Here is an 11726-nt window from a genome sequence, read left to right as displayed (position 1 = left end):
TTATAGAAGAAAATCGCGCGTTCCTTGAAAATTCGAATCGATAAGGATATCGAATTAATGGCAAGGGCAACAAACCGGATCACTCCACATGACGACTGACCCATTCTCACCTCGCCCTCGCGGGCGGCAAACCATTCCGCTATTCAGGCTTGCGGCTATCGGCGCGGTTGTGGCGGCTGTCGGCGGCGCTTTTGTCTATGTTGCCGGCTTCGTGACACCGCATCGCCTGACGCCGCAGCGCATTATCAATACCTTCGAATCGAATGCGGGCGTTCATCCCGGATTCCGCCGCAATCATGCGAAGGGCGTATGCGTGTCGGGATATTTCGAAGGCAATGGCCAGGCGTCGGACATCTCTCACGCTGAGGTGTTCGAGGCCGTGCGGACACCAATCATTGGACGCTTCGCCATACCGGGCAGCGATCCGTCAGCCCCGGACGCCAGCGTGCCGGTGCGCAGCATGGCACTGGATTTCAAGTTACCCGACGGTCAGCAATGGCGCACGGGCATGAACAATACGCCGGTGTTTATCGTTAATACACCGCAGGCTTTCTTCGCGCAACTGGTGGCGTCGAAGCCGGACCCTGTCACGGGCAAGCCCGATCCGGCAAAGCTCAAGGCGTTCTTTGCGGCGCATCCCGAGACCGCGCCGTTCCAGATCTGGGTGAAAAATCATCCGCCGTCTTCCAGTTTCGGCAATGCGGCTTATTACGGCATCAATGCATTTCGTGCAATCGATGCAAACGGCAAGACGCATTTCGTCCGCTGGTCGATGGTGCCTGAAGCGCCATACGCACCCGTCACCGCGGAACAGAAGGGTGAACACGACTTTCTCGATAACGAACTGCGCGGCAGGCTGGCAAGCGGTCCGTTGCGTTGGCACCTGATCCTGACGGTGGCCAAGCCCGGCGACCCAACCACCGACGCAACTCAAGCGTGGCCCGAAGACCGGCCGCACATTGACGCAGGAACATTAGTGATAGAGCACGAGAGCGCACAGAGCGACGGCGATTGCCGGGACATCAACTACGATCCGACCATTCTTCCCGATGGCCTGGAGCCATCGGCCGATCCGCTGCTGGCCGCGCGCTCTTCCGCTTATGCGGTCTCTTACAACCGCCGCACGCATGAGGAGGCGCAGCATCTGGCCTCCGCTCAATCACCGGCACGGGGTCACGAATGAGCGCTGATCAAAAGCACTTCAGCCCGTCAGCACGGTTTTTGCACTGGCTCATGGCGCCGCTCGTCATTGCAACGTTGTTCATCGGCGTGGGGATGGTGGCCACTTTATCTTCATGGCATCAGACGCTGCTCGCGATTCACAAGCCGCTGGGCATTGCAATTCTTGTGCTGGTGAGTGTGCGTTTCATTGTGCGGCTAACCCATCGCACGCCGCCTCTGCCCGACGACATGCCGCGCTGGCAGCAGCACATTGCACATCTGTCGCACTGGGTTTTCTACGCGTTGTTGTTCGCCATGCCGCTGGTCGGCTGGTCGATGCTGTCGGCCGGCGGTTTTCCGATCCACTTGTTCGGACCGGTGAACCTGCCGCCCATCGTCCCGCAGGACGTGCGCCTGTATGCGTTGCTCCGATCAGCGCATACGGTGCTCGCCTTGCTGCTGTTCGCGACCTTCCTCGCGCATCTCGCCGCGGCGTTGTTCCATGGACTGATTCGACGCGACGGCGTGTTTTCGAGCATGGCGAAAGGCCGCGACTAGGCGGCCCGCCTGTCACACCACGCCGGTCGTTTTATCCAGCCTGTTCGACCGGCGTCACGTCCAGTTCCAGCTTTTGCGTGCCGCGCAACACGGTCACTTTCACCGCCCGGTCGATACGTGAAGCATCCAGCGAGCGTTGCAAGCTATCCACGCTATCTACCGCCAGCGTGTCGATGGCGACGATCCTGTCGTCCGTACGCAATCCGCCGAGCGCGGCCGGGCTCGTTTTCACGACCTCCATTACGTGTACGCCGCTTGCCGCCGGCAGCTCGAAATAACGCTGCACGCGGCGCGAGATGGGCATTGTCGTGCCGGCCACGCCGATATAGGCGCGCCGCACGCGCCCGTACGCGAAGAGCTGCATGATGACCCATTTGGCGGTATCGATTGCAGTCGCGAACGAGATCGCCTGGGCGCCGGCAATGATCGCCGTATTGACACCGATCACCTGACCCGCCGAGTTGATCAACGGGCCACCTGAGTTGCCGGGATTGAGCGCGGCGTCGGTCTGGATCACGTCGTAGATCATGCGTCCGGAGTTCGATCGCAGGGACCGTCCGAGTGCCGAGACTACGCCCGTCGTGACCGTCTGCGCGAGGCCGAGAGGATTCCCCACGGCGATCGCGATCTGCCCGACTCGCAGCTTGCCGGATTCGCCCAGCTCGACGTGCGGCAAAGCGTCGGCTGAGCCAATGCGCAGCACCGCGAGGTCGCTGTCCGGATCGTCGCCGACGAGGTCGGCATCGAACTTCGCGCCGTCCGCGAGCGTCACGCGGATCTGCGTGGCGCCGTGCACGACGTGGCTATTCGTCAGCAGATAACCATCGGGCGTGAAGATGAATCCCGAGCCCGAACCTCCATGCGCGCCGCGGCCGCTCTTGTCGCCGGGCAAGCGTCGTTCGACTGAAATAAAGGCGACCGCCTGCTGCACGCGTTCGAGTGCGCTGATCACGGTCTGGGAGTAAGCGTCCAGCAGGGCCTCGTCGCCGAGCGGGCTTGCAAACGCGGCGCCGGCGGGGCCGCGCGAGAGATCATCGATGAATTGGGGACGGCTTCCCATGATCGTGCTCCGGATAAATGGATCATGAGATGCGGGATTCTTGCGGCTATTTCAAGCCCGTCGAGCCCATGCCGCGCTGCCGGGAGCGCCCGCGCAACCGTCTCAGCATCCATGCTGCAATCGATATCACGATTGATCGTTTAGTGCTGGACGCGCGCGTTGTTAGTATGGTCGGCTGCCTAATCTGCCTGCGATGCCCCCATGAAAATCTTCATCCGTCTGGCCGCGTGTCTCGCGCTGGCTGTGACTGCCCTGAGCGCTACGAGCGCCATGGCGCAAACGCCTTCGGGCGACCCCGTCAAGCTGCGAATCGGTTTTCAGAAATCCTCCACGCTGATCGCGATCCTGAAGGCGCGCGGCACCCTGGAACGGGCCGTGGCGCCGCTTAATGTGCGCATTGAATGGGGTGAATTCGCGAGCGGGCTGCCGCTTACCGAAGCGCTGAATGCGGGCGCGGTGGACTTCAGCGCCGACGTGGCGGATACCGTCCCGGTCTTTGCTCAGGCAGCCAACGCCAACTTCGTCTACGTCGCGCAGGAAACGCCGTCGCCCTCGGCGCAGGCCGTGATCGTGCATCGCGATGCACCCATCCATACGCTCGCCGACCTGAAGGGCAAGCGCATTGCGGTGACGAAGGCTGCCGGCAGCCACTACCTGCTGCTCGCCGCGCTGGCACGCGCCAAACTCTCGCCTGCGGATGTCAAGATCAGCTACCTGGCGCCCGCCGATGCCCGCGCAGCGTTTGAGCGCAACGACGTCGACGCGTGGTTCGCGTGGGACCCGTACGTGGCGTCCGTCGAGCAAGATCCGGGCGCGCGCATTCTGATCCGTGGAGACGGGCTTGCGTCGTACCAGCGGTATTACCTCGCGTCCACGCCGTTTGCGCAAGCGCATCCGCAGATCATCGACATCGTGTTCAAGCAACTGGTTGAAGCGGGCGTCTGGACCAAGGCGCATCCGCAGGAAGCGGCGAAGATCCTGGCCCCGGTGTGGGGTCTCGACCAGGCGACGGTCGAGCGCGCCAACACGCGGCGCACCTACGTCGTGCGTGCGGTCGTGGCGAAGAACTTCGGCGAGCAGCAAGCGATTGCCGACATCTTCTATCAGGCGAAGCTGCTGCCCAAGCCCGTCGATACCGCCGGTGCGCTCGTCTGGGACTTCGCCGCGCGCAAGGCGGTCGCGGCGAATGTGGCGACGGCATCGCTGGCCGCCACACAGCCGTAATTTTCCGATGACCTCCCGTCAGTTCTCACCTTCACCGGGACGCCGGCGTCCGCTCGGCAGTCTCGCTGCCGACTTACTCAAACCACTTGAGATCGCATCATGGTCGAAGACGCCCGGTGCACCGATCCTCGAACATCCCTACGGCCGGCCGTCACGGCTTACAACGCGCCGGAGTCCCTGTCGGCTGACGAAGTTTATGCGCTTGGCGCATTCCTGTTGAATCAGAACGGCATCGTACCGCCGACACGCGGCTTGATGCACAGTCTCTACAGAAAGTAAGGATGCCGAACCGTGGCGGTTTCGTAGCCGATCCATGTCCCGGCCGCCTCTGAATATCAAGGAGCAAAGCATGTCCGACCATTACCCAACAAAAAACGAAACGTCACCGCAACTGGCCGTTCCATCACGCCGTCGTACATTGCTGAAGATAGCCGCCTTAAGCGCCGGAGCCACCAGCATCCTGACCGGCGGCGCCGCACTATTGGCGAGCCAGACGGCACGCGCCGAGGAGTCGGGGAAAACGTTCCGCATCGGTTATCAGAAGTATGGCAACTTCGTCGTTCTGAAGGCGCGCGGTACGCTCGAAAAACGGCTCGCAGCGCAAGGCGTCACCGTGCAATGGCTTGAATTCCCAGCCGGACCGCAACTCCTGGAAGGGCTCAACGCAGGCGCGGTCGATGCCGGTACGGTAGGTGAAACGCCGCCGATCTTCGCTCAGGCCGCGGGCGTGGACTTCGTTTATGTTGGCAACGAACCGCCTGCACCGCAAGGCGAAGCGATTGTCGTGCCGCACGATTCGGCTATCCGTAAGGTAGAAGATCTGCGCGGCAAGAAAGTGGCCTTGAACAAGGGCTCGAATGTCCACTACTTGTTGGTGGTTGCGCTGAAGAAAGCGGGGCTTTCATATGCGGATATCCAGCCGGTCTATCTGGCTCCCGCCGACGCGCGCGCGGCGTTCGTGCAGGGCAGCGTCGACGCGTGGGTCATCTGGGACCCGTATCTCGCGGCCGTTGAACGTCAGGCGAACGCACGCGTGATTGCGGACGGCACCGGGCTGGTGCGCAACACGCAGTACTACCTTGCGACCCGTAAGTTCGCGACCGCCCAGCCGCAGCTTGTGCATGCGCTGCTGGAGGAACTGGACCACGTCGACAGGTGGGGGCGCGACAACGTTCCGGATGCCGCGAAGCTTTTGTCACCGCTGGTCGGACTGGATCAGCCCACGCTTGAACGCGCATTGAAACGCACGGCCTACGGCGTGCAGCCGATCACGCCGGAGACGCTTGCGTACCAGCAACAGATTGCCGATACCTTCACCGAGCTCAAGCTGATTCCGAAAAAGCTGGTGGTGACCGATGCGCGCTGGAGCGTCGTTTAGGCTGGATATTGCGCTCCTGCATCACTAGAGACGCATAAGCAGAATTGGCGAGAACCTTAGCTTAAATAAATCGTTCATGCCTAAAGTGAGCATCGCTAAGATGAATCATCTGAACGGGGACGGGTGACTCGTTCGCACGAACATGGGCCGCACTTTTGTTCGTCGCGTCTGCGCTCGCTTCCTACTCGAAACTTGAACTTACACCCGCAAGGCAGGAGCCCCCAATGAATGTTTTCTGGTTCATTCCGACCCACGGCGACAGCCGTTATCTCGGCACGACGCAAGGCGCGCGCGCCGCGGATTACGACTACTTTCGCCAGATCGCGGTGGCCGCCGATACGCTCGGCTACGAGGGCGTATTGCTGCCGACGGGGCGTTCCTGCGAAGACGCATGGGTGGTTGCATCCAGCCTGATTCCGGCCACGAAACGCCTCAAGTTCCTCGTCGCGATCCGCCCGGGTCTGACCTCACCTGCGCTGTCTGCACGCATGGCGTCGACCTTCGACCGGCTCTCCGGCGGCCGTCTGCTGATCAACGTGGTGACGGGCGGTGACCCGATCGAACTGGCCGGTGACGGCGTGTTCAATGACCACAACACCCGTTATGAAGTCACGGACGAATTCCTGCAGATCTGGCGCGGTCTGCTCGAGTCGTCGCATGAAGGCGGCACGATCGATTTCGAGGGCAAGCATCTGAGCTCGAAGGGCGGCAAGGTACTTTATCCGCCCGTGCAGAAGGCGCATCCGCCGCTGTGGTTTGGCGGCTCGTCGCCGGCAGCGCACGAGATCGCGGCCGATCATATCGATACCTATTTGACCTGGGGCGAACCGCCCGCTGAAGTTGAAAAGAAGCTCGCCGATATCCGTCGCCGCGCAGCCGATAAAGGCCGCGAGATCAAGTTCGGCATTCGCCTCCATGTGATCGTGCGCGAGACAGAACAGGAAGCGTGGGCCGACGCGGACAGGCTCATCAGCAAGCTCGACGACGAAACCATCCAGCGCGCTCAGGCGTCGTTTGCAAAGATGGATTCGGAAGGCCAGCGGCGCATGGCCGCGTTGCATGGCGGTCAGCGCGACAAGCTCGAGGTCTATCCGCATTTGTGGGCCGGCGTCGGCCTCGTACGTGGCGGTGCGGGCACGGCGCTGGTGGGCAATCCGGAGCAGGTCGCGGGCTTGATGAAAGAGTACGCGGCGCTCGGTATCGACACCTTCATCCTGTCGGGCTATCCGCATCTTGAAGAGTCGTACCGGTTCGCCGAACTCGTATTCCCGCTGCTGCCGCGTGAACAGAAAGAGCGCACGTCGGGACCGTTGTCGGGGCCGTTCGGTGAAATCGTCGGCACGTCGTATTTGCCGCGCGCGTCGCAAAGTTGAACCCGGAGGTCCGATGAACGTCGCCCCGTTTTTTCGCCGCGCCGGTGTACAGGCCGCGCCATGGCTCGTGCCCATCCTGATCCTGATCGCATGGGAACTGGCTGCGCGCACGGGCGGTTTGTCGTCGCGGGTGTTGCCGGAGCCCCTGGCTGTTGTCAAAGCGGCGTGGGAGCTGATCCAGTCGGGCGACATGTGGGCGAACGTGAAGGTCAGCGCATGGCGCGCGTTGACGGGCTTCGCGATCGGCGGTGGTATCGGCTTCGTGCTCGGGCTGGGGACAGGACTCTTCAAGCCGGCTGAGATCGCTCTCGACTCGACCGTGCAGATGATCCGCAATATCCCCGCGCTCGCGATGATTCCCTTGGTGATCCTATGGTTCGGTATCGGTGAGGAAGCGAAGTTGTTCCTGGTCGCGCTGGGCGTATTTTTCCCTGTCTATACGAACACGTATCACGGCATTCGTTCCGTTGATGCAGACCTGATCGAGATGGCTCGCAGCTACGGACTCTCGGGCTTTGCGCTGTATCGCGACGTGATTTTGCCGGGGGCATTGCCTTCCATTCTGGTTGGCGTGCGGTTTGCGTTCGGGTTGATGTGGGTGATGCTGATTGTGGCTGAGACCATCTCCGCGCAATCGGGGATTGGCTATATGACGATGAATGCGCGCGAGTTCCTGCAGACCGATGTGGTGGTGGTCGGCATCCTGCTTTATGCGCTGCTCGGCAAACTCGCCGACATGCTCGCGAAGTCGATCGAGCGCGCAACGCTGCGTTGGCATCCTGCGTATCAGAAGGGAGCAAAACCGTGACATCAAGCTATGCATCGTATGCATCGGGCAAAGTCTTGCTGGAAGATGGCGAGTTGGACGTTGCCACACGCGGACGTGCACCGGCGGCGGTTGCGCCCCGTGAGATCCCTGCTGACATGGCGGTCTCGCTGCAAGGCGTCGATAAGCATTTCGGCGAGCGCAAGGTGTTGTCGAGCTTTGATTTCGCCATTGAACGAGGCAGTTTTGTATCGATAGTCGGCCGCAGCGGCTGCGGCAAGTCTACGTTGTTGCGCCTGATCGCGGGGCTTGAAAAAGCGACCGGTGGTGTTGTTCAGCGTAACGCGGCGGCGGGATCCAGTGTGCTTGAGACCCGCATCATGTTCCAGGATGCACGGTTGCTGCCGTGGAAAAGCGTGCTGCAAAACGTCATGCTCGGCTTGCCGCGTTCGTCTCGTGAGGATGCCCGGGCGACGCTGGCTGAAGTCGGCCTGAGCGCGCGGGAGGGCGATTGGCCGGCGCAATTGTCGGGTGGTCAGCGGCAACGGGTGGCGCTTGCGCGTGCGCTGGTGCACCGGCCAGACCTGTTGTTGCTGGATGAACCACTGGGCGCGCTTGATGCGCTGACGCGCATTGAAATGCATGCGTTGATTGAGCGTTTGTGGCGCGAGCATCGCTTTACCGCACTGCTTGTCACGCACGATGTGCAGGAAGCGGTGGCGCTGGGCGAGCGGATTGTGCTGATCGAAGCGGGGAAGATTTCCTTCGATGCCGCCATCACGCTGCAGCGTCCACGTTTGCGCACGGCGGAAGGGTTTGCCGAGTTGGAAGAACAGGTCTTGTCGCGTGTTCTCAGGAACGGTGCGCAGCCGGGCTAGATTTGGTTATCGATCACTCATTGCCGCTGTCGACTGGCCCCGGCACTATTCAATCAATACGGAGCATTACCATGGGCATTACGGCGATCAATGTACGCAACCAGTTCAAGGGGCATATCAAGGAGATTATTCGCGGTTCGGTGGTCTCGGAAGTCGATGTGGAAACGCCGTATGGAATTGTCACGTCGGTGATTACTACGCGGTCGATCGATGAGCTCGAACTGAAGGTAGGGAGTGAAGTTATTGCGTTTGTGAAGTCTACGGAGGTTTCTATTGCGAGGCTTTGAGGGGCGGCGGGGTGTTAGGTTTTGGGGTTAGTGGACGGGGGTCAATGCTGGGGTGGTCGGTTTGGGGTTAGTGGCCGGGGTCAATGCCGGGTTGCTGCTTTCAGCCTTAGTGGTCTGCCTGAGTCGGATATTCTCTTTATCACTATTAGCCACTGTGCGTGGCGGCACGTCATTTCTTTGTCCAAAGGTAACTAGTCAGCACTTGTAAACTGCTGCGAAGCTCGGCATGATTCGGAGATGACATTAGTGCCTAACCTTAAAAATCTAACGGACGAGCAGAAGGACGCACTCATCATTGAGTTGGTGAGACGTCTGAATGAGATTGAAGCGAAGCTGGAGAAGGACAGCCACAACTCAAGCAAGCCACCGTCCTCGGATGGCTTGAAGCGCAAACCCAAACCCAAGTCGCAGCGCACGGTGAGCGGAGCCGCGCCAGGCGCTCAGCCAGGTCATGAGGGCAAGACACTCAAACGCGTGGCGCAGCCAGATCACGTTGAGATTCATCGCGTGAGTCGGGTATGTGATAACTGCGGGAAAGAAATCATGCCCGATCGCATTTCAGTGCTGGCCGAAGAGCGCCAGGTCATCGATTTGCCGGTGATCCGGTTTGAGGTGACAGCCCATCGCGTGGAGCGGGCGCAATGCGGCTGCGGCCAATTACATCGGGCCGAGTTTCCCAAAGGCGTAAGCCAGGCGGTGCAGTACGGCAGCCAGATCCAGGCGGCGGCGGTCTATCTGACGCAATATCAGCAGTTGCCCCTGGAGCGTACCTCGCAGGCGTTGCGCGACCTGTTTGGCCTGAGCATGAGTTCGGGCACGGTGCAAAACTGCATCACGCAAGCGGCACGGATGTTGAGTCCGGCCGTTGAACTCATTGGGCAAGCGCTGCAAAGCGCGCCGGTCGTGCATTTCGATGAAACCGGCATGCGCGTGGGACGTACCCTGCACTGGCTGCACACGGCCTCGACCCTGGCGCTGACGTGGTGTAGTGGTCAAGTTATTTCGGACAGACCGATAGGTTCTTTTACTGTCAGTTTTGCCTCATAGGCAGCGGGCGACAGATAACCCAAAGTCGAGTGCAAGCGCACGGCATTGTAGAAACTGACGATGTACTGGTTGATATCGCGCCGTGCCTCTTCGTGGTTGGCGTATCGGCGCTGCCAAACACGCTCCATCTTCAGGTTCAGGAAGAATCTCTCCATCACTGAATTGTCCCAGCAATTTCCCTTGCGGCTCATACTGCAAATCACATGATGCTGCTTAAGTAAGGCTTGGTATTCATCACTCGCGTATTGGCTACCCCGGTCGGAATGCAGTACCAGTCCCGGTGCTGGGCAGCGCTGCTGCAGCGCCATGTTCAAGGCCGATATCACTAGCCCGGCTGGCATAGTGGGCGCCATGGACCAGCCAACCACCTTGCGTGAGTACAGGTCCAGCACGACCGCCAGATACAGCCAGCCTTGGGCCGTACGGATATATGTGATATCCGAAACCCACGCGCGATTGGGCTCGGCCACGTCAAACTGACGGTCGAGCACATTCGCGGCCACAGGTAACGTATGTCTGCTGTCGGTGGTCGACACGAACTTGCGCTTCCAGCTCGTGCGCAGGCTCGCTTCGCGCATCAGCGTACGCACCCGATGGCGCCCGATACGTAGCCCTTGCTCACGCAGCGCATGCATCACGCGCCGGCTGCCGTAGCTCGCGCCGCTGGCGGCGAATACCGCCTTGACGTGAGTCTGTTCTTGCAGACGCTTTACGCTCGGCCTGGCACGCCGGTGCGCGTAGTAGCCAGAGCGGCTCACCTGCAAAACCCGACAGGCGTCACTGACCGATACGGCCTCCTGTTGCAAGTGGGCTACCACGCGGTAACTCACCTCAGTTCCCGTGCAAAGAAGGCCGATGCTTTTTTTAGCAGCGTATTGTCCTCGCGCAGTTGCCGGTTCTCCATCTCAAGCTGGCGAATACGCTGCTGCTCGGCCGTCAGTGGCTTGCCCACACCGGCCCCTCCGCTGGACTCGGCATCGTACTGCGCCACCCAGCGACGCACAGCTGTCTCACCAAGTTCCATCGACCGGCAAACCTCGCTCAGCGATAGCCCTTGGTCTCGTATCATCCTCACCACTTCCAGCTTGAAGCTGGCGTCAAATTGTCGGCGCCTTCTTGTCATCTAGCTCAATTCCTCATCGATTTCAGGATTGTCCTCCTATCGACTTGTCCGAGGAAATTAGACCACCACAGTGGTATGGCTCGCACCGCACGCGTGGGCGCGAAGCACTGGACAGTTTCGGTATCCTACCCTCATTTACCGGGATCGCAGTGCACGATGGCTGGGTGCCTTACTCCTACTATGAGTGCGAGCATGCGTTATGCAATGCGCATCATCTGCGCGAGTTGATCGGGGTGTGGGAGTCGACCCAGCAGCCCTGGGCCGAACACATGCTCAAGCTGCTGCGCCAGGCCAAGCGCGAGGTCGATGACAGCATTGCCTGCGGCCGTACGGGCTTGAGCCGCACGCGCACCAACTACTATCGGCGACGCAGCCGCGCCCTGATCAGAGAAGGCCGCAAGCTCAACCCGCAGCAAGCGCGCGACCCCACGCGTGAAGATGTGCGCGGCAGAATCAAACAAAGCGAAGCCTACAATCTGCTGGGGCGCCTGGAGCGTCATACCGCGCAAGTGTGGCGTTTCGTGGCCGACCATCGCGTGCCGTTCGACAATAACCAGGCCGAACGCGATATCCGCATGCCCAAGCTCAAACAAAAAGTCTCGGGATGCTTCCGCACAGCGAGCGGACTTCAGGCGTTTTGCACCATCCGATCGTATCTGGCTACCCTGCGCAAACAACGCCGCCCACTCATGGCCGCGCTCGCTCTTAGCTTCGCTGGCCACGTCCCTTCGCCTTTAGCGGCTGACTAGTTACGTCCAAAGCGACAAAGAAACGAAGCAAAGAAAACGCTTTTAAACCACGCTACCCTAAGTGTCCACAGCGTGCAGTTTTCATTCATAGGTGCCCCAAAAGCACGGTGCTCGCCAGAGCG

12 protein-coding genes and 2 pseudogenes are annotated in these 11726 nt (G+C 60.6%); 12 read left to right on the top strand and 2 right to left on the bottom strand.

Annotation, left to right across the window (positions count from 1 at the left end; all coding sequences use genetic code 11):
* Positions 1–88: 88 nt before the first annotated feature.
* Both ACSQ36_RS29490 and ACSQ36_RS29485 read left to right on the top strand, forming a co-directional pair.
* Entirely contained in the window at positions 89–1183 is a 1095-nt protein-coding gene (locus ACSQ36_RS29490; RefSeq protein ID WP_436184693.1) for a catalase family peroxidase, read from the top strand.
* Complete coding sequence (locus ACSQ36_RS29485; protein ID WP_436184692.1) at positions 1180–1719, top strand: cytochrome b; 540 nt, start codon at positions 1180–1182, stop codon at positions 1717–1719. Before ACSQ36_RS29490 ends, ACSQ36_RS29485 begins: the two co-directional genes overlap by 4 nt.
* Before the next feature lie 31 nt (positions 1720–1750).
* Here the strand turns inward: ACSQ36_RS29485 and ACSQ36_RS29480 are convergent, their stop codons facing one another.
* Positions 1751–2779: a S1C family serine protease gene (locus ACSQ36_RS29480; RefSeq protein ID WP_436184691.1), complete on the bottom strand. Its 1029-nt coding sequence runs from the start codon at positions 2777–2779 to the stop codon at positions 1751–1753.
* Positions 2780–2980: 201 nt separating this feature from the next.
* Between ACSQ36_RS29480 and ACSQ36_RS29475 the strand changes: the two genes are divergently transcribed.
* The 9 genes and pseudogenes from ACSQ36_RS29475 (at position 2981) to ACSQ36_RS29435 (ending at position 9732) form a co-directional block, all read left to right on the top strand.
* Positions 2981–4003, top strand: coding sequence for an aliphatic sulfonate ABC transporter substrate-binding protein (locus ACSQ36_RS29475; RefSeq protein ID WP_436184690.1), 1023 nt, complete (start codon positions 2981–2983; stop codon positions 4001–4003).
* Positions 4004–4010: 7 nt separating this feature from the next.
* Positions 4011–4157 (top strand): annotated as a pseudogene (locus tag ACSQ36_RS29470) (sulfite dehydrogenase); the annotation flags it as partial.
* Between the two features lie 5 nt (positions 4158–4162).
* A pseudogene (locus ACSQ36_RS29465) lies at positions 4163–4335 on the top strand (c-type cytochrome); the annotation flags it as partial.
* A 17-nt stretch (positions 4336–4352) separates the two neighbouring features.
* Positions 4353–5381, top strand: a complete 1029-nt coding sequence (locus ACSQ36_RS29460) for a sulfonate ABC transporter substrate-binding protein (protein WP_436184689.1) — start codon at positions 4353–4355, stop codon at positions 5379–5381.
* 224 nt (positions 5382–5605) lie between these two features.
* Positions 5606–6754 carry an FMNH2-dependent alkanesulfonate monooxygenase gene (ssuD, locus tag ACSQ36_RS29455; RefSeq protein WP_213764505.1) on the top strand — a complete coding sequence of 383 codons (1149 nt, stop codon included), beginning with the start codon at positions 5606–5608 and terminating at the stop codon, positions 6752–6754.
* Between the two features lie 13 nt (positions 6755–6767).
* The gene (gene ssuC, locus ACSQ36_RS29450) at positions 6768–7562 is read left to right on the top strand and encodes an aliphatic sulfonate ABC transporter permease SsuC (protein WP_436184688.1); all 795 of its coding nucleotides are present in this window, start codon (positions 6768–6770) and stop codon (positions 7560–7562) included.
* 53 nt (positions 7563–7615) lie between these two features.
* A complete protein-coding gene (locus ACSQ36_RS29445; RefSeq protein ID WP_436184973.1) occupies positions 7616–8398 on the top strand; it encodes an ATP-binding cassette domain-containing protein in 783 nt (260 codons plus the stop codon).
* Between the two features lie 71 nt (positions 8399–8469).
* Positions 8470–8685, top strand: coding sequence for a TOBE domain-containing protein (locus ACSQ36_RS29440; protein ID WP_031357267.1), 216 nt, complete (start codon positions 8470–8472; stop codon positions 8683–8685).
* Positions 8686–8931: 246 nt separating this feature from the next.
* Positions 8932–9732 (top strand): DUF6444 domain-containing protein, encoded by an 801-nt coding sequence (locus tag ACSQ36_RS29435; protein ID WP_436184687.1) that lies wholly within the window; start codon positions 8932–8934, stop codon positions 9730–9732.
* Here ACSQ36_RS29435 and ACSQ36_RS29430 read toward each other — a convergent pair.
* A protein-coding gene (locus ACSQ36_RS29430) for an IS3 family transposase (RefSeq protein WP_436182871.1) occupies positions 9678–10855 on the bottom strand; the annotation gives its coding sequence in 2 pieces (ribosomal slippage) (positions 9678–10588 and positions 10588–10855; 1179 coding nt in all). The two genes, ACSQ36_RS29435 and ACSQ36_RS29430, sit on opposite strands and share 55 nt — an antisense overlap.
* Between ACSQ36_RS29430 and ACSQ36_RS29425 the strand changes: the two genes are divergently transcribed.
* Entirely contained in the window at positions 10849–11604 is a 756-nt protein-coding gene (locus ACSQ36_RS29425) for an IS66 family transposase (RefSeq protein ID WP_436184686.1), read from the top strand. The two genes, ACSQ36_RS29430 and ACSQ36_RS29425, sit on opposite strands and share 7 nt — an antisense overlap.
* Positions 11605–11726 lie beyond the last annotated feature (122 nt).

The organism is Caballeronia sp. LjRoot34 (genome assembly GCF_964253815.1).
Taxonomy (GTDB): Bacteria; Pseudomonadota; Gammaproteobacteria; order Burkholderiales; family Burkholderiaceae; genus Caballeronia.
The sequence above is the reverse complement of the archived record's forward strand: the minus strand, read 5'-3'. Positions and strand labels throughout refer to the sequence as shown.